Source organism: Bacillus sp. ms-22 (genome assembly GCF_009759805.1).
GTDB lineage: Bacteria > Bacillota > Bacilli > Bacillales > Bacillaceae > Bacillus > Bacillus xiamenensis.
The window spans coordinates 1,006,141-1,029,483 of the sequence record NZ_CP046653.1 but is presented as its reverse complement, the minus strand read 5'-3'; the positions used below and the strand labels follow the sequence as shown (position 1 = coordinate 1,029,483).

The window sequence follows — 23,343 nt, the reverse complement described above, 5'->3', positions numbered from 1 at the left end:
CCCCTGAAGGACAAACTATCCTCAGGGGATTTTTGTATGATAAAAACGAAAAATCCCTCCATTTATTTTACTTTTATTACACTTAATTTAGTTTAATAAATAGAAGAGTGACATTGAATCTTCTACAATTGAGTCAAATAGCATTTGGGGGTGTTTATGTGGCTAATGCACAACAATTGAAATCGATTACAAATGATTCTGACAATAATAAAAGCGTTTTCCAAAAGATTCTGTCTTGGAAAATTGGTGTTATTGATCTTCCTGTGTATTTAGTACTTGCAGCGATTATTTTAACTGCCGCTTATTTCAATAAAATTCCAGCAAATATGCTTGGTGGTTTCGCTGTTATTATGATTTTGGGGATTTTCCTTGGGGATATAGGACAACGTATTCCAATCTTAAAAGATATTGGTGGACCGGCGATTCTTTCTTTATTCGTACCATCGTTCCTGGTCTTTTTTCATGTTCTGAATCCGAATTCGTTGGAAGCGGTTACGTCTCTGATGAAAACGTCGAACTTCCTTTACTTCTATATTTCTGCTCTTGTAGTAGGTAGTATTCTTGGGATGCAAAGAACTGTTTTAGTACAAGGCCTTATTCGTATGTTTGTTCCTCTTGTTGCAGGTACAATTACAGCTGTAGCTGCCGGAATTCTTGTTGGTCTTTTAGTTGGTTACACACCGCATCATTCGTTCTTCTATATTATTGTACCGATTATTGCCGGTGGTGTTGGTGAAGGGATATTGCCATTATCTATTGCTTATTCACAAATTCTTGGTGTATCAGCAGAGTCATTAATTTCTCAATTAATTCCTGCTGCTGTCATTGGGAACGTGATTGCCATCATCTGTGCTGGTGCAATGAAAAAGCTTGGTGAAAAACGTCCTGAACTAAACGGAAATGGACGACTTGTTAAATCGAAAGAAGCAAACGACATTTTCGAACAGCCTGAAATGGATACGAAAGTTGATTTCGGTTTAATGGGTGCAGGTGTACTCGTTGCTTGTACAACCTTCATCTTTGGTGGTTTGTTAGAAAGCTTTATTCATATTCCTGGGCCAATCTTAATGATTGTTCTTGCAGCATTAATCAAATACTTAAACGTGATGCCTCAGCATCTGCAAAATGGTTCACAGCAGTTTTACAAATTTGTATCGAAAAGCTTTACTTGGCCGCTTATGGTTGGTTTAGGGATTCTCTACATTCCACTTGATGATGTAGCAACTGTTATCTCAATTCCTTTCATTTGTGTATGTATCGCAGTTGTTCTAGGAATGGTTGGTTCTGGTTACTTTGTTGGTAAATTAATGAACATGTATCCAGTAGAATCTGCGATTGTGACTGGCTGCCACAGTGGACTCGGCGGTACGGGTGACGTTGCGATTCTTTCAGCTTCTGGAAGAATGGGTCTTATGCCGTTCGCTCAAGTATCTACACGTCTTGGCGGCGCAGCAACTGTTATTTGCGCAACGATCTTACTCAGAATGTTTACTTAATCCATACAACCACTAAAAAGCATGAGCCCTTATGAAGGGGCCATGCTTTTTTTATATTTCTTTTCTCCTATAAGACCTTATTCATCAGCTAATACAATTCGTAAATATTCACGGGGCTGAAAAGGATATTGTTTGGTCTCTTGGTAGGTCATATGAATGAGGTGCTCAGAAAATAGCGGCCATTCACTCCCAGCCTGCCACCTTTTTTGATCATTTCGTTCTATGAAGAATGCTCCTCCTAAAATCGTGCAGAATATACTTAAGCTGATGCCCGCTTTTAGTTTCATGTAATCAGCTCCTTTAAGAAAAGCATGTACGAAATACAAAACAATATACAATGAGTTTTATTTTTGATAAAATTATTTTATGGTCAAAAGAACTTAAAATGAATTCAATTTGCCGTAAATCAGTTCAAACCAATGCGCTATAGCTGTGTTTACGCTATAATTTTAATTACCAGTTCTTTAGAACGTGAATTTACATTGATCAAAGGAGGTTTATTTTCTTGCAGCTTATTCACTTCGCCATCCTATCGCCTTTTTTGCTTGCGTTTGTTGTGCCTTTTCTTTTTAAATATGTAAAGCGTATACATACGGGATGGTTTGTTCTTATCCTGCCAATTCTATTATTTATCTATTTTGTCCAGATGATCACGATGACATCAAATGGACGAACGTTGTTCTCACAGGCCGAATGGATTCCTTCCCTTGGAATGAATTTCACTGTATATGTAGACGGCCTTAGTTTGTTATTTACGTTATTGATTACAGGAATTGGCGCACTTGTCGTCTTGTACAGTATTTTCTACTTATCAAAGGAAAAAGAACAGCTTGGCTCTTTTTATACGTATTTATTGATGTTTATGACTGCTATGCTTGGTGTGGTTCTTTCAGACAACATGGTCGTTCTTTACTTGTTTTGGGAGCTAACGAGCATCTCTTCCTTTCTCTTAATTGGGTATTGGTATCAGCGGGACCGCTCTCGTTACGGAGCAACCAAATCACTGCTTATTACTGTTTTTGGCGGATTAGCTATGCTCGGCGGCTTCATTCTCATTTATCTCATCACTGATTCATTCAGTATTCGAGAAGCAGTCAATCAGCTTCAGCTCCTGATGGCATCGCCTTATTTTATTCCTGCCATGATCCTGATCTTATTAGGTGCCTTTACGAAATCAGCACAATTCCCATTTTACATTTGGCTGCCTGATGCGATGGAAGCACCAACCCCTGTGAGCAGTTATTTGCATTCTGCCACTATGGTGAAAGCCGGCATTTATCTCGTTGCCCGCTTTAGCCCAATCTTTGCTATATCAGAAGTTTGGTTTTGGACGATTTCAATCGTTGGACTTGTCACATTATTCTGGGGATCATTCCATGCTGTCCGGCAAAACGATTTAAAAGCCATTTTGGCCTTTTCTACCGTTAGTCAGCTCGGCATGATCATGCTCATGCTTGGAGTAGGTGCAGCTGCGATTCATGAAAACAATCCTGCCTTTTTTGGCGCAGCCGTACTTGCTGCTATTTTTCATCTCATTAACCATGCTACCTTTAAAGGCAGTCTCTTTATGGCAGCTGGAATAGTTGATCACGAAACAGGTACACGTGATATTCGTAAATTAGGCGGATTAATGACCATCATGCCTATTACCTTTACGATTATGTTAATTGGTACATTCTCGATGGCCGGACTTCCGCCATTTAATGGTTTCTTAAGTAAAGAATTATTTTTCACAAGTATGATCCGTATCTCTGACATCAGCTTTACCGATGTATCCACATGGGGTGCTATCTTCCCTGCCATCGCTTGGCTTGCTAGTGTGTTTACGTTCATTTACAGTATGATGCTCCTCTTTAAAACATTCAGAGGTCGTCTAAAGGTCGATCAATTGGAGAAAAAACCGCATGAAGCACCGATTGGTATGCTTATTCCGCCAATGATTCTCGCTGCACTTGTGGTCACTTTCTTCTTTTTCCCTAATATCCTTGCCTATTCTGTCATTGAACCTGCTATTCAAGCAATTATTCCTGAAGCCATTGATACAGGAAGTCGTTTTGCTGTGAAAATTGAAGCATGGCATGGATTCCAGCCAGAGCTTTATATGACAATAGGTGTTGTTGCACTCGGCACAATCGGTTATTTGACGATGTCAAAGTGGCGTCCGATGTACAACATCTTTAAGGAAAAATGGTCATTGAACGCTTTATATGATCGTTCGCTGATAGGAATAGAAAAAGGCTCATATCGCCTGACAAGCGGTTACATGACAGGTTTCCTTCGTGACTACCTTGTCTATGTGTTTGGTTTCATGGTGATTCTGCTTGGAAGCGTCATGTTTTACCAGCAAGCCTTCTCATTTCAACCGGATCAAGCTGCACCGATCGGTACGTACGAAGCCATCCTTTCACTTGTGATGGTGGCGGCAACTGTCACTACGGTATTCGCTCGTTCACGCTTAACAGCTATTATTGCTCTAGGTGTCATGGGATACACCCTGTCATTATTCTTCGTGATTTTCAGAGCACCTGATCTTGCGCTGACACAACTCATTATTGAAACGATTTCTGTTGCACTGTTTTTACTTTGCTTCTATCATTTGCCGAAGCTGAGTCTGAAACAAAAAACACGAAGATTTAAATTAACAAATTTGATCATCTCATTAGGTGTTGGAGTCGTTGTCACCTGTCTTGCTTTCGCTTCAACAAGCCAGCAGTCTCTTGACACAATTTCAACGTACTTCATTGAAAACAGCTACAAACTGGCTGGCGGAGACAATATTGTCAATGTCATTCTTGTCGATTTCAGGGGCTTTGATACACTCTTTGAGATTACAGTGCTGGCCATTGCGGCACTCGGTATTTATGGATTATTGAAGGTAAAAGCACAAGGAAAACGGAAGAGAGGCGTACGGCGATGAGAAAGATTGATACGAATGATATGCTCTTACAAGTCACAACAAAAATCACAGCATTCATCATCTTGCTTTTCTCACTTCACCTCTTTCTTGCAGGACATAACAATCCTGGCGGAGGATTCATTGGCGGTTTGATGAGTGCTGGTGCTGTCGTCCTTCTGCTTTTAGCCTATGATCTTAAAACAGTCAGACGCATTTTACCATTTGACTTTATTTATGTGGCTGGTGCCGGTTTGCTCGTTGCCATCCTAACAGGTATGGGATCTTTTCTGTTCGGAGCACCTTTTCTATCCCATGCATTTGATTATTTCCAACTGCCGTTTCTAGGGAAAACAGAGCTGGCGACAGCTGTACTGTTTGATATCGGTGTGTATTTGGTTGTTGTTGGTGTTACCATGACCATTATTCAAACGATTGGAGAGAAGGAATAATGGAATTTCTAATGTCTATTATCGTCGGAATTATCTTTATGGCGGCGACCTATTTAATGCTTTCAAAAAGCCTTCTGCGGGTCATCGTCGGTACGGCCGTTTTAAGTCACGGCGTCCATTTGCTTTTATTAACAATGGGCGGCTTGAAAAAGGGAGCACCTCCTATTTTGAAAGAGGGGCTCACATCCTATGTAGATCCATTGCCACAAGCATTAATTTTAACAGCCATTGTCATTGCTTTTGGTGTAACATCCTTTTTGCTCGTGATGGCCTTCCGTGCCTTCCAAGAGCTGAGAACAGATGACATGGATCAAATGAGAGGAAATGATCAGCATGAATAATCTCGTGATCCTGCCTATATTAATTCCATTACTAGCCGCTACATTATTAATCTTTATGAATAAAAACATCATGCTGTCGAGAGGCTTTAGTGTCTTTGCATCTCTTTCAGCTGTGATGTGTAATATCTATTTGGTGCAAACGATTTTCACAAACGGCATACAAACCCTTTATTTGGGCGGCTGGAAAGCGCCATTTGGCATTGCCCTTGTGGCAGATCAGTTTGCCGCACTTCTCGTGCTGACCGCTTCGCTCGTGGGTCTTGTCACAGTTCTTTTTTCCTTTCAAACGATTGGGAAAGAAAGAGAGCGGCTGTTCTATTATTCTGGTGTCCAATTCTTGTTAGCTGGCGTCAGTGGTGCCTTTTTAACAGGGGATATTTTCAACCTATTTGTCTTCTTTGAATTACTGCTGATGGCGTCTTATATGCTCATTGTGCTGGGGGGATCAAAGCCTCAGCTCCGTGAATCACTGAAATACATCGTGTTTAATATCATTTCATCGGCGTTATTTATTGTTGGTGTCGCTTGTTTATATGCAGTCACAGGCACACTGAATATGGCTGATTTAAGTTTAAAAATAGCTGAATCAGGGCAAACGGGGTTAATCACCGTTATTTCTATTCTGTTCCTGATTGTATTTGGCTTAAAAGCTGGGGTCTTCCCGCTTTATTTCTGGCTGCCAGGATCCTATCATGCACCGCCAGCAGCGATTTCGGCTTTGTTTGGCGCACTGCTGACAAAGGTCGGTTTATATGCAATTGCCAGAGTCTTTACGCTCATTTTTATACATGATACAGGTTTTACACATACAATCATGGCTTGGCTTGCCGCACTAACGGTTATATTCGGTGTCATTGGGTCTATCGCCTATGCTGATGTGCAAAAAATCGTAATTTATAACATTGTCACAGCTGTTGGCGTCATTTTGTTTGGAATTGCAGCCAATACACCGGCATCACTCCAAGGTGCCATTTATTATCTCATTCACGATATGGTGATCAAAGGCGCTTTATTTATGCTGGCAGGGGCACTGTTTGTGTATGCTGGTACCAATCACTTAAAAAAAATGGGCGGACTGATTCAATCCCAGCCTCTGCTCGGCTGGATGTTCTTCCTATCGGCTTTATCTCTTGCAGGTATCCCGCCGCTTAGTGGATTTGTTGGCAAGCTAAAAATTGTGGAAGGTGGATTCTCTGCTGGATACATGACGTTTTCTATTCTTGTTTTACTGTCCAGTCTTCTTGTCCTTTATTCTATTATGAGGATTTTCATGCTCGCATTTTGGGGCAAGGAACAGGATATGCCAAGAAGAAAGCCATCCATTAGAGGAATGGTGTACCCTGGAGTACTGCTTGTAGTCTTATCGCTTGCGATTGGATTAGGGACAGAATTCATTGCACCTTATATCAATCAAGCTGCGGAAATGCTTTCAACACCAGAAAAATATATTCAAGCTGTGCTGAAGGAGTAGATGAACATGGCCTTTCAAATATTATTAAATGCTCTCCTCGCCTTTACATGGATGTTTATGAATGATACATACAGAGCTGCTGACTTTGTATCAGGCTTTGCATTAGGGATGATCGCCATTTTTATGCTACGGCGCTTCTTCCCGCAACGTTTTTACGGCTATGCCCTTTATGCGATTTTCAAGCTTGTGATCATTTTTGTCCGGGAGCTGCTTCTTGCCAATTTGAGTGTACTAAAGACGGTGTTATCTCCAAAGCTGCAGATCAAGCCTGGTATCTTCGCCTTTCGTACAGACTTAAAAACAGATTGGGAAATCACCATACTAGCGAATATGATTACATTAACACCCGGTACACTGGTCATTGATATTTCGGATGATCGGTCGATTTTATACATTCATGCCATGGATATTGAAGATGCTGAAAAAGCCATTCACGATATTCGGGTTTCATTTGAAAAAGCAATTCAGGAGGTGAGCGGTAAGTAATGGACCTTATATTGCAAATTTCACTTGGCATTCTTGCGCTGTCTACTTTGCTTTTTGTTATACGGGTTATCAAAGGACCTTCTATTCCTGATCGCGTTAGTGCGCTTGATGCGATAGGTATCAATTTAATTGGAATGACAGCTATCGTGTCCATTTTACTGAGAACCACTACGTTCTTTGAAATTATTTTACTGCTCGGTATCCTTGCCTTTATCGGCACTGTCGCTTTTTCCAAATTCCTTGAGAAAGGGGAAGTGATTGAAAATGATCGTCATCGCTAAAGCCATCGTCATTTTCTTTATCCTGCTTGGGGCAATCCTTTGTCTGATCGCAGCCATTGGTGTCCTTCGCCTGCCTGATGTTTACACACGTATGCATGCTGCATCAAAAGCTTCGACACTTGGCGTTGTCCTCATTTTAGTTGGTGTGTTCTTTCACGAGTGGTTTCTGGCAGGGGTCATCTCTGCAAAAATTTTGCTCGGGATTGTTTTTATCTTCCTGACTGCACCAGTTGGCGCTCATTTAATCGGAAGAGCTGCTTACAATACTGGTGTGAAAATGGATAAACGAAGTGTCCAAGATGATTATGGCGGTTTCCGTAACTTTGTCATTAAGCGAAAAGAAGACTCTTATTTATAAATGAAGAACCAGACATTCAGGTCCTGTTCACTTCATGTTCATGATTAGATGTTCCTAAAAGAATATAAAAAAAGCTTCCGCATCGGGAGCTTTTTTATATGCGATCAATGACAGCAAGTGTACATCTTGACGTACAGATATGACGGTCTCGATCATCTTTTATATCGACTTGGAATACCATTGTACGCCGTCCTACATGTACAGGAACAGCTGTAGCTGTCACCACTCCATCACGTACAGATTTTAAATGATTGGCATTGATCTCAATACCTGAGCAAACCTGCTGAGTTACATCTAAATGAGCAGCAGCCCCCATGCTCGCCACTGTTTCTGCTAGAGCAGCTGACGCGCCTCCGTGCAGTAATCCAAATGGCTGTTTTGTTCGGTGATCGACTGGCATTGTCGCCACGCAGCGTGACTGATTGCATTCCACAATTTCAATACCCAGTGCCTCAAGCAGTGTATTTGATCCACTTACATCCATCAAGGCCCTCTCCCTTCACACGTTTACAGCACACTTTCAGATTTTGCAATTAACACCGCTTCTGTTCGAGATCCTACATTCAGCTTATTAAAGATGGATGTCAAACTGTATTCAATCGAGCGTTTGCTCAAATGAAGCACATCGGCGATCTCTTGGTTTGTGTAGCCTTTTTCCACTTCTCTTAAGATTAAACATTCACGCTCTGTTAACAGCTCATGATCCGTCTGCTGCGCCTGTTCTGGCTTCTCTTGCTGCTGTGAAATTAATTTCTTTAAATAGGATAGCTGAATGACCACTTCTCCTTGCAATGTGCGGTGTATGTATTCAATAATTTTGTCTTTTGTCTCTGTTTTACTTATTGCACCATGCAATCCAGCTCGAATGGCCTCTTCGAAATAATCATCTACTTCATATCCTGTATAAATAATAATTTTCACTTGTTGATTCGTTTCTAGAATTTTTTTCGCAATGTCCATTCCATTGATATCCCCGAGATTTAAATCCATCAAGATCACATCATAGATGGAGAAGTCATGCGTCTTTAAAAAGGCGGCTTCTGCATCAGGACTTAAACAATCGACTGATAGCTGCTGATCTGATTCTAATATGCTTTTTGTCCCTTCCATGACAGCCGGATGATCATCAATGACCAATATCTTCTTCATGTCTTCCTCCCTTTAAATCACTCACTTCCATTTTATATAAAAGACTTGGCAGATGCCAAGTCTTATTCCTTAAGAAATCGTTACAATTCCATTTCAATTTTCACCTTGAGCCCTTTTTCAGGTGCTGTGTGAATTTGAAGCTTCCCATTTAACGCTTTGACTCGCTCCCTTATACCTGAGAGTCCCATGCTCATCGTGTGCTGATCAAGCTGGCTTGCATCAAATCCGACTCCATCGTCCTCATAATGGAGAACAACTTGATCTTTAATACAAATGAGCATCACTAAGACTTGGCTGGCCTTAGAATGCTTCAACGCATTGGATAACAGCTCCTGCACAATCCGGTAAATATTCAGCTGTGAGTCAATATCAATGTCCAGTTCTTTATCAAAGCGGGTCGTATTCAGCCTAATATGAAATGGTGCTTCCTCTTGGATTTGAGAAACCAGCTTCGAAATCGCCTTCACTAACCCTAAATCATAAAGGAGTTGTGGCCGAAGTTCATGGCATGTTTCTCTTGTGGTTTGAATCACCTTAGACATTTGTTCATTCCATGAGATAAGCGAATTTTCAATAGACGTTGTGCATTGTTCATTATGAAAATTGGTTAAAAACATTTCAGACTGTCTTTTCAGCGAAATCAAATCCTGCAGCACAGAATCATGGAGATCCCTCGCTAAATCTGAGCGCTGCTTCTCTTCCATCGCAAACATGATCTTTTTCAGCCAAGCAGGATTGGATTCACGCTGTTTCAAATCTTCAAGATGCTCCATCAATTCTTCAATCTTGACGACATTTTCTAAACTGACACTTGTGTAAAATGCCAATGTTTTCAGCCATGAAATTTCATCGCGGGTCAGCTTCGGTGTCTTTAAATTGGATAAACAGCAAATCACAAACGAGTGACCGCCCCGCTCGCCAATTTTCATCATGAATCCTTTATCCAGTCCGATGATTTTACCAACTTCACCTAAAATATCTTGAAATTGATCCACATAATCTTTCCATAGCTGGCTTTCTTCTATTGATTCATCAATTTCATCAATTTCAACAATTTCTCCATCAGCCTTCACCTCTAGCACAAAGGCTTTATTCACAACGAGCACTTCTAAAATGGTGTATTTCAAATGATACAGTACTTGATGAAGTGATGACGCCTCACGAATAAGCTGTGTAAATTTAAATACACTATCCTGATAATTATGCTTCTCTGAAAAACGTTTCAAACGAAAACGGAAATCTAAAATTTCTTTAAAATAGAAAACAGCCAACATGAGTGTATATGTGATGAATGTGAGCTTCAGTGTGTACTTTAAATCTTCTGGTTTTTGCAGAATATAAAACGTGACAACAACTAAAATGGTCGGTGTAATGGCAATAAATCCATAGTATTTAAGTCTACTAATCAAGAAATCCATATTGTAAAGTTTGTTCGTCATGAATTGATACACGAGTGAAAAAGGAATGAGCAATACAAAAGAAGTTAAGAAAAAGGGATCTACAACATAAATACGAAACAAAACATATGGAATTGCAAATAAAAATATAAACGGACAAAATGCTATGATATTAATCATGACAAAAAACTTTAAAACAGACCCCTGCTCTGTCTCTTTATATTTCTGCATTCCATTAATAATGACTTTGAATGACATGATAATAGAAGCAAAAAAGAATAAAAGATTTAAACTCGGCATGTATCTGGCTATCACCGAATCAATTGGAACAAACAGCTCTATTACTAGATTAGTTATAGGAAGACTATATAAAATATAAATTGTTTTTCGAGTCGTTATATGCAGGTCAAACTCTTTAAAATATTGATAAATGAAATGAATATAAAAGATAAATACACTTGATAAACAAAATGTGATGACATAATGGCTAAATCTATCACCAATACCTGAAGTACCTGCACTAAGATATCCGATACAAATCGTTAATAAAAATAAAACTAAAAGAAATGCTGATTTTCGTTGGACCTCTTTGTTAATACGAATGATAAAGAAGATACAAAATAAACATATTGAATACAGGATGAGAGGAATTATATAGACAAATAAACTTTCTTGACCAATCAATGTCTTATTTTTTAGGGTGATCATTTGGTTGCCTCTTTGAATATCAATTCTTTGCACATTCCTAAGCTCACCATTGATCAAATGATCTTTATTGTTAGCAGGTTCTCCATTGATTTTAAGTATAATATCTCCTTCTTCTAATCCTGATGTGTAGGCTAAAGAAAGATATTCGACTTTGACAACTTCTGCTTGACCATTCTTGTTCTCCGCAACACGTGCTCCATTAAAAATATCAAATACATAAATATATGAAACATAGATCACAAATAAAAAAGACAGAAAAACCAAAAAAGCAGATAGTTTCGTATAAGTTATCTTCATGTATAAAACATCCTTAACTGGAGAACTTTTAGATCATTTTTAAATGAATAGTATCATTTATAGTACCATATATAATCTGCAGACATTTGCCCTTTTTTTATGCCTTGAATGATTGCTTTCATCGTTTCCTCATCTGTGTGAATTAAACTTGCATTCCCTAAGTCCAATTCATTCACAACATTAGGATTTTCCACTAAATATGCAATAACATTTTGAATGTTCAATCATTGCCCTCCTTTGTCATATATGCATATAATTGTTCCTTTTTCGTTTTAGGCAAATCAAGTTGTGCAATTCCTTGCTTCATTTTTAACATCATAATCTCTCTCATCGATACCATGTACTGAGTCAAACCAGCTTCAAGTAACTTTTGCTTCAGTTGAAACGGCTTTTGCTCTGACTCATCCAGCCGGTTAGAAAAGAAGGAAAGAAGCTCTAGACTGACATCGTTAAAATGTCTTTGTAAATAACTAAATGCCAGCGTTTGTTTTTTTTGAAAATCTCCGTTTGTTTTTGAAAATAACGCAAAAAAATCGTTACTGATTTGTTCAGCAACACCATAATAAATCGAATAAGATTCTACAGTGGCATTCATTTTTCTTGTCGCTAAATAAACACCCAGTACGCTAGAAAGAGCTGTTAAAGATCCAGATTTTTTCCTTAAAACCTCTACACACTCTTCTTCTGTTCCATACAAATGACTCAAATCCTCATGCTGCCCTTCCATAGACATTTTGATGAAGTGGAACAGTTTCTCTATTAGTTGAGAATTATTTTCACAAATTGATGTGATGAATTGGATACTCACCGTATACAAATACGTAGAAGCATTGATGGCCACTCCTTGGTTTATGTTCATCCAAGGATACGAATCATTATCCTGATCTTCAACATCATCTAATATATCGGCAGATAAGATGAGAAGTTCAATCCCTGCTGCCAATTCTGTAATCGCTTGCTTGTCTTGTCCGCCAAATGCCTCATAATGCTGGTAAGCCAATTGACCAAAATGACATTCTTTCTTTATATCTGTAAATTCAAGAAGCAGCTTTTGTAAATCATTCTGCCTGACTGCATGTTGAATCAAATCAGACATTTTCTGCTTGATTTTTTTATTCTCTAGATAGTTTAGCATACTCGGTCTTGATCCTCACCCTCTCGCATCTTATTTTACTAAAAAGAAATAAACAAATGTCCACTGACATCACTATTTAACAATTATATAATAATATATCCTTTTTTTGTATGTATTTGGATAAAAAAAAAGACTTGATGGCCATCAAGTCTTTAAGAAATTTTCACATATTCATATTTGTCGTATTGATCAATGCTTTTGTTAATGTTATGAAGAGAAGCCGTTGTTTCTCTAATTTCGTTTTCGAGTTTCCATAATAGTTGTTTCAGTTCTTCGATTTCATACTTTTCCATCGATTCCACTCTCCTTTTTTGGAAGATCAATGTATTTGTGTATGGTGATTGGGTCATAAGTATTTGATCTGTTACTAACAGTGTAAATGCTATTGAGTATTTTTTCACCGAAAAGTATGCACAAAATGTGTGCGTGATACCGCAAAATTCAATAGGTCTTTCTTCATCATTTTCAGACTTTTCAAATGATACTTTTATCTCAATTTCAAAGGAACCGCGTCATTTTTCCGACAAGAACAGGCACGATTCGGCACGATTCTCACACAACAGAACATACGATCCCTTCTGTTCTCACGGTTTTTCATGTCATAGGTCAGACGACAGGCTCTACTGTAGACACCGCAATTTTTTGGCGACATTCACCGAAATTGACCGCAAAAGTACCTATTTTTATGATGAATGTGCAAAGGTAGAAAGATCATTTTGATTCTTTATTCTGATTTTCTTCATACATTTAGAACAGATATCCGTCCAAATTCACTTCAATGAGAGAAGAGGTGACCATGTGTTTTACTATGTTCCTTATCCCCCTTTGCAGGTTCCCGCAATGAGGAGCGCATACCCACGAACGCCTATGACCTTCCCCCCGGTGGATGCCCACGCGTTTCAAAGAGCTGCAAAAGAATCAACCCGGCTCGTTGCTGATGCATCACTCATTACACAGCAAATTTCCGGATCGCTTTCGTTTGGACAGCGAATCATGGAGGCTGGTGAGCGCGCTGACACCGCAAGTGTGATTCGAATGCTAAGACAAATCGGGGTAAAAAGCAATATCGATATCCGCTTTAGTCCAGAAGGCATTCGCATCTACTTATCCCTAACTTCAAGCAGGCTTTTTCTGCTTTTACAGTGGGGATGACAAAGAAAAGCCGCTCACGTCAGAGCGGCTTTTGTTAAGATTCAAACATTTTATGACACCATTCAATGGCTTCTATATAACAGCCGTAGGCTTCTTGCTTCGGAAGACGTCCTTCTAACATCTCATCATCCCATTCATTTCGTTCAATACGTTTGGCGACGTCTAAAACAAAGGAATAGTCATTTTCATAACCAAGCAGCGCCTCACCCACTTCATCAGAAAGCGGCAGCTCCTTCACAAGTTCAGTAATGTCTGCCCTAACAAGCGTATCAATGAGTGAAAACATGCCTGTCAGCATATAAGAAGCGGGATGCTCTCGTTCGGTTCGATGGGCAATGAGTTCACACGTTTTGGCCCGAATGAACGACATTTTGATGATTTCTTTTTGACTTGAGTTGGCTTGCACATTGAGTTCTTTAAATGAAAGAATAAAGATCCATCGCCGAATCTCGTTAAATCCAAGCAGGATAATTGCCTGCCGAATACTCTTGATTTGATAAAGGCGTCTCATGCCGCCCGAATTCAGCATTTTTAATAATTGATATGAAAGCGAAAGATCACTCTCTATAAAATGCGTCACGGTCTGGATATTCGGTTGTTCCTTGCTCAGCTCATTCAATAGCTGATGGTACGCATGAAAGCTAGTCGACAAGGCTCGTCCCGAAATGACGTGCGGTTCACTAAAGAAATATCCTTGAAACAAATGGAAGCCAGCTTCTAACGCTTCTTCATATTCTTTTCGCGTTTCTACCTTTTCAGCAAGGAAACGAAGTCGATACTTTTTATATGTATGTAAAATGGCTCTTCGTTCTTCACATGTTGTTTTTAGAAAGTCAATTTTTAAAATATCAATGCAATCGAGGAGTTCGTCAAGTAATTTGTCATGAAAATGGGTTCCGTTCAGAAAGAAATCATCGAGTGCAATCGTGTAACCCCATTTTTTTAATTGCTTACATCTCATGATAAGTGCCGGGGTAATCGGCACATTTTCTAATATCTCAATCACAAGCTGATGTGGATCAAAATAAGTGAGCAGATCAGACGAAAGCAAGCTTTCCGTAAAATTAATGTAGCATCGTTTTCCTTCTGTCAGTGTTTCGATGCCAATGTTTAAAAAACTATTAATAATGAGGTCCGTTGTCGCTTGATCACCATCTTCAGCATGATATGTATTGGTTTCACTATCTCTATAAAGAAGCTCATATGATACGACTTGTTCTTTTCTATTAAAAATAGGCTGTCTCGCAACAAACACCCTCAACTGCTCCAGTCCTCCTTTATGCAATGACAAACAAGATGTGCTTTCAGTATACCAAATGATTGCCCCTATGGTTCATTTTGAATCGGTCAAAACAAAAAAAGAGACCACCTGACTGGATGATCTCCTTTTCCGCTGGCATCAGCTTTCATAAAGCTCTTTTTTGATTTTGTTTTTCACATCATGGATAAATTGCATCTTATTATCCCAGCATTTTTGACTTAAATCGACTGGATATTCTTCTGGTTTGCTGATTCGTTTGTATTCCTCCCAGAAGAGTCCGAGACTATCCTGAACATACGCTTGAATCGTTTGAATATCAGGATTATTATATACAAGCTTTCCTTGTTCGAAAATGGGGACGTGAAGGTCCTTCGCCACAAAGTTTGTCACAAATTTGCTGATAAATGTATGGACTGGATGGAACATTTTTAGTTTCTCTGCACTTTGTACATCTTCGTCTTCAAGGGCAATGTAGTCTCCCTCAGAGTGATGATTCAATTGATTAATAATGCGATACACTCGTTTACGGCCTGGTGTTGTGACTTTCTCTGGGTTGGATGAGATTTTGATGGTGTCATTCATTTTGCCGTTTTCTTCAATTGATACGAGCTTATATACGGCACCGAGGGCTGGCTGATCAAATGCAGTAATCAGTTTCGTTCCAACACCCCACACATCAATTTTTGCGCCTTGTGCTTTTAAGTTCATAATGGTATGTTCATCAAGATCGCTTGATGCAATGACTTTTGCGTCATGGAATCCTGCTTCATCCAGCATCGCTCTAGCCTTTTTAGACAAGTATGCAAGATCTCCGCTATCCAGTCTGATCCCAATAAAGTTGATTTTGTCTCCGAATTCCTTCGCTACCTTAATCGCATTTGGAATGCCTGATCTGACAGTATCATATGTATCCACTAAAAAGACACAGTCTGTATGTGTTTCAGCATATTTTCTAAATGCTGTATATTCGTCGCGATATGCTTGTACTAGCGCATGGGCATGTGTTCCAGATACAGGGATATTGAAGCGTTTCCCTGCACGGACATTACTTGTTGCTTGGAATCCGCCGATCAGTGCCGCTCTTGCTCCCCACATGGCAGCATCCATTTCATGCGCACGTCTTGTTCCGAATTCTAATGCTGTCTCATCTTCAATGATGCCTTTAATCCGAGCCGCTTTTGTTGCGATCAGCGTCTGGAAGTTCACAATATTAAGCAGTGCCGTTTCGATCAACTGCGCTTCAACAAGCGTTGCCTCGATGCGCATAATTGGTTCATTCGCAAAGACAATTTCCCCTTCTCGCATTGAATGAAGTGTACCTGTAAAGGTCAACCCGCTTAAGTATTCAATGAAATCGCTTTTATAACCGAGTTCATCTTTTAAATAAGCAAGATCGCTTTCGGTGAAGGAGAAGTCCGATAAATATTCAATCGCTTTTTCTAAACCAGCAAATACAGCAAAGCCATTGTCAAATGGAAGCTTTCTAAAGAAGAGTTCAAACACTGCCTTCTTCTCATGAATGCCGTCTCTCCAATATGTTTCTGCCATGTTAATTTGATAAAGATCTGTATGTAGTGATAAACTGTCGTCAGTAAACCGATGCTCCAACTTCCATTCTCCTTCCCTTACTTAACCACTTTCGCTCCGAGCGTATGCTCAAAGTGAGAAAGTGCCCACTTGTGCCCCGCTTCATTAAAACTTGCCACCGCATTCTCATGAATCACAAGTTCAAAGCCTTTATTGTACGCATCAACAGCTGTATGAAGTACACAAATATCGGTACACACTCCGGCTAAATGAAGTTCAGTGATGCCACGCTCGCGCAGTTTCATTTCTAATTGAGTGCCTGCAAAAGCAGAGTATCTTGTTTTTTCCATATAATAGACATGCTTTACATGTTTTGACGTGTGAAATAGTGAACTTAGTTTTCCGTAAAGTTCAATTCCTTCTGTTCCGCGAATATTATGGGGCGGAAATAACTTAGTCTCAGGATGATAAGGGTCTTGTTCTTCATGATGATCGACGGCAAAGACAACAAAGTGTCCTTCATCAATAAATGTAGAAGTGATCTCTGTGATCTTTGATTCAATTGCCTGTCCAGGCTTTCCGCACGTCAGCTTGCCATCGTCTGCAACAAAATCAACTGTATAATCAATACAAATCAGTGCTTTGCCCATCCGCATCTCTCCCATATACTCTTTTGAATCATTATAGCCTATTCATTTCACTAGGGAAACCTATTCAACAGATTCACGAGAAAAAGCTTTTTGAAACAGCTCATCTTCTATATAGATGCGCTCTTGATTGATCGCGTGCGGCATCTCTATGACAAGACCGAAAGGAGAATGTGACTCGTGATGGTTGACCACTTTAAAAGAACACCCAGCAGCATTTGCCATTTTGACATATGGAGAATAAGAAGCATAAGACAATTCACCATTTAAAAGAACAGTGGCTTCGCGGTTTGCCTTCAATACTTGCTCGACCTCTTGATACGGTTTATTTCTTGATACTTGCCCCTTTGTCAGAGCGAGAAGAGCGCGTTCCCTTAATGACCCGAGAAACATTCTTCGTTCATCGGGCTTTGTTTCAGCATGTCCAAATATTCCTTGCTGCAAATAAAAGTCTACGGATTCTTCTTTCATTGCGGTTTTCACTCCTGATTTCAACATTTACATTTCTGTGACCCAGTGCACAATTTTTTGTGCGATTTCTCGTGCTTCGTTTATTTCTACCCTTTGGTTTAAGGATTGTTCAAGTGTTTGCTCAAGCTGCGCTTTTTCGTCCTCATACGCAATGGACATACTCCATTCAATATCAGGTACAGCGACAAGTGTTTTATATTCTTTTTTATTTTCATGTAAATATACATTGTAGGTCTTTGGTTGTCCGCTTGTGATATGTGCTTTTCTTATTTTCATTTGACTCTTTTTACACCTCTTTTTCTTCTTCCTTTCATATCCATTGTACCATAAAAAAAGACAGCTTCTGAAAAGGAATCCCTTTCAAAGCTGGCTATGCGTTAAAGCTTTTTGGCTGGCTGATCAGGTTTGAATCCCAAACAAATGTGACATTTGGACTGTTGAAGAACTGGACAAAGTCTCCTGCATTATAGGTGCCTGAACCGCCGGCAGAGTGATCAACACTTTTGGGCGAAATGGCAAACACATCACCGAAATGTGCAGAACCATTTCCAATAACACGGTCAATATGAATAGGCCCAACAATTGCTGGCATCTTCCCACCACCTTTACTACCCTCATCATATGCCTAGCGGAACAATACGTGTCTATCCAACATAAAAAGACAGCTGATCTGTCTTATGATCAGCTGTCTTTCTATGCATTAAATGATTGAGGCTGGCCAAACAGTGTAAAGTCCCAAAGCATGGTGGCATTCGGATCACTTGTCAGGGACATATAATCACCTGAATTAAAAGCTCCCGCTCCGCCGGTCGAGTGATCTACAGCCAAAGGGGCAATGGCTAGAACATCACCAAAAGTAGCCGAACCGTTCCCGCCTAAAGCTTCAATATGAATGGGTCCAACAATTGCTGGCATCTTCCTTCTCCTCCCTATCTGCTTATGTGAGTCATCTTATGCACATAGGGGAAAGTTGTGCATCTGTCCTAGACGTTTAAATGCTGCTCTTTTCGAGAACGCTGACGCAGCTGAACCAATCTGACAATATTCAGTGTAATGGCTTTAAGTAGAGCATAAACAGGGACAGCAAAGATCATGCCAAGTATTCCACCAAAGCTGCCTGCACCAATTAATAGCAGGATAATCGTCAATGGATGTGTGTTCAGACGTTTCCCAATCACCAATGGAGAAATCACGTTTCCATCAATTTGCTGGACGACAAGTATCACAATCACTGTTACAACCGCTTTTCCCGGGGAATCCAGAAAGGCAATGAGCACAGCTGGTGCCGCGCCAAGATATGGCCCAAGATACGGAATCACGTTTGTGACCGCAATGATGATGCCGAGAATAAGCGCATACTTTACACCAATCAATAAGTATCCGATAAAACAAGCAACTCCGACAAATAAACATACAACAATCTGCCCCTGTATGTAAGCTGCAAGCGTGTCGTTTAATTCTTTGAAGATTTTCAGTCCTTCCTTGCGGTAAGGCACTGGCAAGAATTGAACGAGCTTGTCCGGAAACTTATGTCCGTCTTTTAGCATATAAAACAAAATGAACGGAACTGTAATCACGGCAAGGGCAATATTTGCAATCACGCCAAACACCGCAGACATACTTGAAGCAATATTTTCCGGTAAATCTTTTAATGTCGAAACGATCGTCTGTTCAAACTTTGAAACTGACACATAATCTTGGTTCATCATCCAAGTAAATGTTTTGGAGTGCGAAAAGTCATTAATAAATTTCTGCAAATCCGTCACATAACCAGGGAAGCTTTTAACAAGTCCACCCACCTGGGTGACAATGACAGGGCCGACAGCATTGACAATGAATGTGATGAGCCCGATGAACAGGAGATAAATGATCAGAATGGCGAGCGTCCTAGGAATCTTCTTCGATAAGAACCGAACAATTGGATTGAAAATGAAAAAGAGAATGCCTGCCAGTAAGATAGGGACAAACAAGGTTGATGCAAATAAAATGATCGGCTGAAATAAAAACGAAACCTTTGTTGATACATACACAATAAGTAAAACCAGTAGTATTTGGAATGTCCAAAAATGAACTTTAGATTTTAACAAAGATGCTCCTCCTGTTACGTATTGATCTTATTAAAAAACTACTATTCAACCCACCTTCTGTCAACTGCTTCTTGTTTTAGAACCACATTTTTTGAAAAAAAAAGAACAATTGGTATATCATGCACTTTTTCTAGATATACATTCTATAAGCATGAAAAAAGCAGACACCTATGCGTCTGCTTGTTACACTCTTTCACTGTGATCAGGCATCACCGACACGATTTGCTGGATCCGCACATAAAAAACTGATTTTGCCCCCGCCTCAATTACAATATGATCCGGCATGACTTCCTTCAACTTTCCACGTACTGTATCTTTCACTGTTTGAACAATCAATCTCATACCGACTACTTTCTGCAATGTTTGATAAACATATGGATCAACTAATGAAACGAGCTGTGGACTTCCTTGTTGTGCCATCCTACCTGCCCCTTTACTTGTGTATTTACCCACAGCGTATGCAATGACCCATGTGAGTGTCACTCGGCAAACCCACAACATTAATACCATATTTTTACAAATTATATTCTTTTACATTTTTTAGAAGTATAATAGACTGGTGCTGCCAACATCTTAAATCATTTGAAGAGGTGAATGATCTTGAAAAAATTAATCTGTATCGTTGCTGTCATGCTCTTACTATCCTCTGCAAGTTATGCGCACGCAGGCACAATTGGAGATGCACCTGGTACACCAGGGAAGTGGTTTAAAGGAGAAGAGCCGGCTCAAACAGACACGTCAAAACCCCCGCTTGTTTTTGTTCATGGCATCAACAGCTCTTCCTCCACATGGTCTGATAAAAATGATATGGCAAAACAAGCTGTTCTGAATGGATACGAAAGCGCATTCATAGATTTGTATCCAGATCAGGACATGAAAACGAATGGCAAACTATTAGCAGAAAAACTAAAAGAAATCTATGATTTTTTTGGTAGAAAGCTTATTGTGATCGGTCATAGTAAAGGCGGAGTGGATACGCAGGCCGCACTTGTGTATTACAATGCCCATCCATATGTAGATAAGGTCATCACACTCGGCTCCCCTCATTATGGAACGCCGCTTGCGGATTTAGCCTATAGCAAGGGCGGGAGCTGGCTTGCGCAAATCCTTGGACAAAAAAGCGAGGCGCTCTATTCTCTGCAAACCGGTCTTATGGCGGCTTTTCGAAGTGAAACCGACCGGCTGGAGACGTTCCCCAATAAATATGTGACCTATTCTGGTTCAGAATGGGGAACTTTTGGAGGCGTGCTTTATTTAGGCGGCATGTATTTAAAGAGCTTTGGTGCAAACGATGGCGCTGTTACGGTCAGCAGCACAAGGCTCTCGTATGCAAACAATATTCTAACAGGAAAATGGGATCACTTTTCGATCAAAAACGGCACAAGCATGTTCCCCGTATTCGAGCATCAGCTGCTGGCAAGTACCACAAGTGATGATCTTGAAGAGGAAGTGAATCAAGAGCCTGTCTCTGATGAGCTGAATACAGACATTTATGTAAAAGGCGGGGAAAGCGAAAAGGAGAAAACAGAAGCGTTCTATGTAGAGGAAGGAACGAATGGCTTATCGATCCAGTGGTTAAATGAACAGAAAGAATCAAGTCTTGAAATTGTCGCCCCAAATGGAGATGTCTTAACGAACCTTACGACATCAGATGCATCATTTCCATATGAAGGCGCATATTCACACCATGTACAAATCAATAAACCCGTTCCTGGAAAATGGACGATTCGATCGAATTCAGGGAAAAAGGCACCTTATTTGCTGCTTGTGTCCTTTGACTCACCGTTAAATGAAGAGATCAAAATAGCTGCAGCGAAATCAGGAGATGCATCGACACATTCGAGCAGCCTGATTAAACGGATCAGTAAGACAGTAGAGACCGTTTATGTTCAGGATGCACAAGAGGATCATCCACTGAAAACGAGCTCTTCATCAGCCGTTCAATTGAAAAAACAAGGTGCTTATTCCGTCACGGTTCATTACACAGGTCTCACTGCGTCAGGGAATTCTGCGTTTAACCGTACTGTTATTCGCACATTGTATGTCGATCAGCATGGAACGATTCATGGAGACATTCCATATTAAACAGATCGTTTCATGGGCTGAAGCGCCTGCTGCACCTTCTCATCCAATTCAGCAATTTTTTGTAGTGCGAGTGATTCATCTATTTGTCTGTAATGATGGTGTCCGCCAGGCTCTTCATCCATTTCATCTGCTTTTTTCACTATTTGCTGGAGTGTGTCCTTATGCAGGTCGCCCTCTGGCAAATAGGAATCCGTATGAAGCAGAATGGCCAGCGCAATATCTTTGGCTGCTTTTGGTTCCTCACCGAGCCGTATCAGCAGTTTATGTGCCCGCTCTGCGCCTTTAATGGCATGAATATCATTCCGTCTATATGTCTCGTAATCCCATTCTCCGCCCGCTGTATACCATTCATAGTGGCCGATGTCATGCAAGAGTGCTGCTTTCACAGCAAGATCTGGGTTAATTCCAGCCTTCATCGCCAATTTGAATGCGTGATAAGCACAAGCTATCGCATGGGCTTTCCCTGAACGATTTAAATATTTTTGAGCGACTGGATGGGTATAAACATCCATTAACGTAACCTTTCTCATGGAAACCCCTCCTTATCTATATTTTTAGCATCCTAACATATTCCGAAAAGAAACTCAAATGTTCTGTCATATTTCCTATGAGCTTCAAGATTAGCTTATGCGATACAAGCTGTCTTTGCTTGTACAATACGAAAAAAGCAGTCGTTATGACTGCTTTCAGATTGTTGACAAAGGGCTAAAATGATCTTTATTTTAGCCCTTTGTCTTCTTTTCAGCGTGACATGAAAACCTTTGCAGTCTAGGAAGGACGAGTACTGGCGCGGAGCGAATTTGACATTCGTGAGCACCAGCACGCAGGACTGACACAGAATGCGAGGGTTTGTCTACACGCTAAAGCAGTCGTTATGACTGCTTTTTTCCATACTCACGCGCATCGTATACACAACCGCCAGCAGGCTCATCCGCTAGAAGGTCGAGCAAAATACCGGCGACTTCATCCGGGCTCTTTAGCGTACCTGTTTCATATAATTGCTGAAACCGTTCAATTTGTTCGAAGTCCTGCTTGGAGGCTTTCCGAATCTCTCCTTGCATATCCGTATCAATCGTCCCAGGTGAAAAGGAAAATGTGGTGATAGGATGCGCTTCGTCTTGCTGTTCCTCATGTAAAGTTCTCATAAACATATCAAGCCCTGCTTTTGAGCTGCAATAGGCGCTCCAGCCTTTGTACGGATTTTTAGCCGCTCCAGAGGAAAGATGAACGATTGTTTTCTTCCCTTTAAAGGATTGTGTCTCTCTAACAAACATATGACTCAGTAAGACAGGCATCATAAGATTCAGCGTATAATGCCGATGAAGCGTATCCTGTCCTCCTTGCCCTACCCGTTTTATAGGGGTCACCATTCCTGCATTATTGACAAACAAGATGTCATCAGCCTTTTCAAGTGTTTGTGATGACAATATATCCTGAAGCCACTTGGCAGCCGCTTCCTCATCTGTGAGGTCGACCTGTGTATGTGTGAGGTGCGGATGAGATATCGGAGCCGCACTTCTTGCAGATGTGAACACGTGGTCCCCTCGTGAAAGAAGCCTTTTCACAAGTGCTAGTCCAAATCCTTTTGATCCTCCTGTAACGATTGAAATTCGAATGGTCATCTCCTCCCTTAATACTCCTATTTTACG

Annotated in this window: 28 protein-coding genes; 10 read left to right on the top strand and 18 right to left on the bottom strand. The window is 40.3% G+C overall.

Annotation, left to right across the window (positions count from 1 at the left end; translation table 11 throughout):
- Positions 1-158 precede the first annotated feature (158 nt).
- Positions 159-1,496, top strand: a complete 1,338-nt coding sequence (locus GPA07_RS05280; protein ID WP_008357160.1) for a 2-hydroxycarboxylate transporter family protein — start codon at positions 159-161, stop codon at positions 1,494-1,496.
- 77 nt (positions 1,497-1,573) lie between these two features.
- Here GPA07_RS05280 and GPA07_RS05275 read toward each other — a convergent pair whose 3' ends face one another.
- The gene (locus GPA07_RS05275) at positions 1,574-1,783 is read right to left on the bottom strand and encodes a hypothetical protein (protein WP_008357162.1); all 210 of its coding nucleotides are present in this window, start codon (positions 1,781-1,783) and stop codon (positions 1,574-1,576) included.
- A 218-nt stretch (positions 1,784-2,001) separates the two neighbouring features.
- Between GPA07_RS05275 and GPA07_RS05270 the strand changes: the two genes are divergently transcribed.
- From GPA07_RS05270 to mnhG, 7 genes are read left to right on the top strand one after another with little or no spacing between them, the layout of a single operon-like run.
- On the top strand, positions 2,002-4,413 hold the full coding sequence (locus tag GPA07_RS05270; RefSeq protein WP_157292140.1) for a Na+/H+ antiporter subunit A: 2,412 nt from the start codon (positions 2,002-2,004) through the stop codon (positions 4,411-4,413).
- Positions 4,410-4,841: a Na(+)/H(+) antiporter subunit B gene (locus GPA07_RS05265; protein ID WP_008357166.1), complete on the top strand. Its 432-nt coding sequence runs from the start codon at positions 4,410-4,412 to the stop codon at positions 4,839-4,841. The genes GPA07_RS05270 and GPA07_RS05265 overlap by 4 nt, the downstream gene beginning before the upstream one ends.
- On the top strand, positions 4,841-5,182 hold the full coding sequence (locus tag GPA07_RS05260) for a Na(+)/H(+) antiporter subunit C (RefSeq protein ID WP_003213576.1): 342 nt from the start codon (positions 4,841-4,843) through the stop codon (positions 5,180-5,182). Before GPA07_RS05265 ends, GPA07_RS05260 begins: the two co-directional genes overlap by 1 nt.
- Complete coding sequence (locus GPA07_RS05255; protein WP_157292139.1) at positions 5,175-6,653, top strand: Na+/H+ antiporter subunit D; 1,479 nt, start codon at positions 5,175-5,177, stop codon at positions 6,651-6,653. Before GPA07_RS05260 ends, GPA07_RS05255 begins: the two co-directional genes overlap by 8 nt.
- 6 nt (positions 6,654-6,659) lie before the next feature.
- Entirely contained in the window at positions 6,660-7,139 is a 480-nt protein-coding gene (locus GPA07_RS05250) for a Na+/H+ antiporter subunit E (RefSeq protein ID WP_008357170.1), read from the top strand.
- Complete coding sequence (locus GPA07_RS05245) at positions 7,139-7,420, top strand: Na(+)/H(+) antiporter subunit F1 (protein ID WP_157292138.1); 282 nt, start codon at positions 7,139-7,141, stop codon at positions 7,418-7,420. The genes GPA07_RS05250 and GPA07_RS05245 overlap by 1 nt, the downstream gene beginning before the upstream one ends.
- On the top strand, positions 7,404-7,778 hold the full coding sequence (mnhG, locus tag GPA07_RS05240; RefSeq protein ID WP_071168673.1) for a monovalent cation/H(+) antiporter subunit G: 375 nt from the start codon (positions 7,404-7,406) through the stop codon (positions 7,776-7,778). The genes GPA07_RS05245 and mnhG overlap by 17 nt, the downstream gene beginning before the upstream one ends.
- Before the next feature lie 94 nt (positions 7,779-7,872).
- On the opposite strand, the gene GPA07_RS05235 is transcribed toward mnhG, so the two are convergent.
- From GPA07_RS05235 to degQ, 6 genes are all read right to left on the bottom strand, one after another.
- The gene (locus GPA07_RS05235; protein ID WP_008357176.1) at positions 7,873-8,262 is read right to left on the bottom strand and encodes a hotdog fold thioesterase; all 390 of its coding nucleotides are present in this window, start codon (positions 8,260-8,262) and stop codon (positions 7,873-7,875) included.
- 23 nt (positions 8,263-8,285) lie between these two features.
- Positions 8,286-8,927, bottom strand: a complete 642-nt coding sequence (locus tag GPA07_RS05230; RefSeq protein ID WP_008357178.1) for a two-component system response regulator ComA — start codon at positions 8,925-8,927, stop codon at positions 8,286-8,288.
- An 80-nt stretch (positions 8,928-9,007) separates the two neighbouring features.
- Complete coding sequence (locus GPA07_RS05225; protein WP_008357179.1) at positions 9,008-11,329, bottom strand: ATP-binding protein; 2,322 nt, start codon at positions 11,327-11,329, stop codon at positions 9,008-9,010.
- A gap of 53 nt (positions 11,330-11,382) precedes the next feature.
- Entirely contained in the window at positions 11,383-11,553 is a 171-nt protein-coding gene (gene comX / locus GPA07_RS05220; RefSeq protein WP_008357181.1) for a competence pheromone ComX, read from the bottom strand.
- Positions 11,550-12,464: a polyprenyl synthetase family protein gene (locus tag GPA07_RS05215; RefSeq protein ID WP_008357184.1), complete on the bottom strand. Its 915-nt coding sequence runs from the start codon at positions 12,462-12,464 to the stop codon at positions 11,550-11,552. Before GPA07_RS05215 ends, comX begins: the two co-directional genes overlap by 4 nt.
- 152 nt (positions 12,465-12,616) lie before the next feature.
- A complete protein-coding gene (gene degQ, locus GPA07_RS05210; protein ID WP_003213123.1) occupies positions 12,617-12,757 on the bottom strand; it encodes a degradation enzyme regulation protein DegQ in 141 nt (46 codons plus the stop codon).
- A 505-nt stretch (positions 12,758-13,262) separates the two neighbouring features.
- On the opposite strand from degQ, the gene GPA07_RS05205 reads away from it, so the two are divergent.
- A complete protein-coding gene (locus GPA07_RS05205; RefSeq protein ID WP_034738645.1) occupies positions 13,263-13,616 on the top strand; it encodes a YuzC family spore coat inner layer protein in 354 nt (117 codons plus the stop codon).
- 34 nt (positions 13,617-13,650) lie between these two features.
- On the opposite strand, the gene GPA07_RS05200 is transcribed toward GPA07_RS05205, so the two are convergent.
- The 9 genes from GPA07_RS05200 to GPA07_RS05160 all read right to left on the bottom strand — a co-directional run bounded on the left by GPA07_RS05200 (position 13,651) and on the right by GPA07_RS05160 (position 20,029).
- Positions 13,651-14,877, bottom strand: a complete 1,227-nt coding sequence (locus GPA07_RS05200) for an EAL and HDOD domain-containing protein (RefSeq protein ID WP_008357188.1) — start codon at positions 14,875-14,877, stop codon at positions 13,651-13,653.
- 138 nt (positions 14,878-15,015) lie between these two features.
- A complete protein-coding gene (locus tag GPA07_RS05195) occupies positions 15,016-16,425 on the bottom strand; it encodes a nicotinate phosphoribosyltransferase (protein WP_232532148.1) in 1,410 nt (469 codons plus the stop codon).
- 77 nt (positions 16,426-16,502) lie between these two features.
- Positions 16,503-17,054, bottom strand: a complete 552-nt coding sequence (locus tag GPA07_RS05190; protein WP_008357192.1) for a cysteine hydrolase family protein — start codon at positions 17,052-17,054, stop codon at positions 16,503-16,505.
- A gap of 60 nt (positions 17,055-17,114) precedes the next feature.
- Positions 17,115-17,522, bottom strand: a complete 408-nt coding sequence (locus GPA07_RS05185; RefSeq protein ID WP_008357193.1) for a YueI family protein — start codon at positions 17,520-17,522, stop codon at positions 17,115-17,117.
- Positions 17,523-17,549: 27 nt separating this feature from the next.
- Positions 17,550-17,798: a YueH family protein gene (locus tag GPA07_RS05180; RefSeq protein WP_008357195.1), complete on the bottom strand. Its 249-nt coding sequence runs from the start codon at positions 17,796-17,798 to the stop codon at positions 17,550-17,552.
- A 94-nt stretch (positions 17,799-17,892) separates the two neighbouring features.
- Complete coding sequence (locus GPA07_RS05175) at positions 17,893-18,114, bottom strand: spore germination protein (RefSeq protein WP_008357197.1); 222 nt, start codon at positions 18,112-18,114, stop codon at positions 17,893-17,895.
- Positions 18,115-18,215: 101 nt separating this feature from the next.
- The gene (locus tag GPA07_RS05170) at positions 18,216-18,437 is read right to left on the bottom strand and encodes a spore germination protein (protein ID WP_008357200.1); all 222 of its coding nucleotides are present in this window, start codon (positions 18,435-18,437) and stop codon (positions 18,216-18,218) included.
- Positions 18,438-18,505: 68 nt separating this feature from the next.
- Positions 18,506-19,609 (bottom strand): AI-2E family transporter, encoded by a 1,104-nt coding sequence (locus GPA07_RS05165; RefSeq protein WP_157292137.1) that lies wholly within the window; start codon positions 19,607-19,609, stop codon positions 18,506-18,508.
- A 183-nt stretch (positions 19,610-19,792) separates the two neighbouring features.
- Positions 19,793-20,029, bottom strand: a complete 237-nt coding sequence (locus GPA07_RS05160; RefSeq protein WP_003213721.1) for a YuzF family protein — start codon at positions 20,027-20,029, stop codon at positions 19,793-19,795.
- A gap of 174 nt (positions 20,030-20,203) precedes the next feature.
- Here GPA07_RS05160 and GPA07_RS05155 point away from each other — a divergent pair, with 174 nt between their 5' ends.
- The gene (locus GPA07_RS05155) at positions 20,204-21,694 is read left to right on the top strand and encodes an esterase/lipase family protein (RefSeq protein ID WP_232532112.1); all 1,491 of its coding nucleotides are present in this window, start codon (positions 20,204-20,206) and stop codon (positions 21,692-21,694) included.
- On the opposite strand, the gene GPA07_RS05150 is transcribed toward GPA07_RS05155, so the two are convergent.
- Both GPA07_RS05150 and GPA07_RS05145 read right to left on the bottom strand, forming a co-directional pair.
- Positions 21,691-22,224, bottom strand: coding sequence for an HD domain-containing protein (locus GPA07_RS05150; protein WP_008357207.1), 534 nt, complete (start codon positions 22,222-22,224; stop codon positions 21,691-21,693). The two genes, GPA07_RS05155 and GPA07_RS05150, sit on opposite strands and share 4 nt — an antisense overlap.
- Before the next feature lie 342 nt (positions 22,225-22,566).
- The gene (locus tag GPA07_RS05145; RefSeq protein WP_008357209.1) at positions 22,567-23,316 is read right to left on the bottom strand and encodes a (S)-benzoin forming benzil reductase; all 750 of its coding nucleotides are present in this window, start codon (positions 23,314-23,316) and stop codon (positions 22,567-22,569) included.
- Between the last annotated feature and the right edge of the window lie 27 nt (positions 23,317-23,343).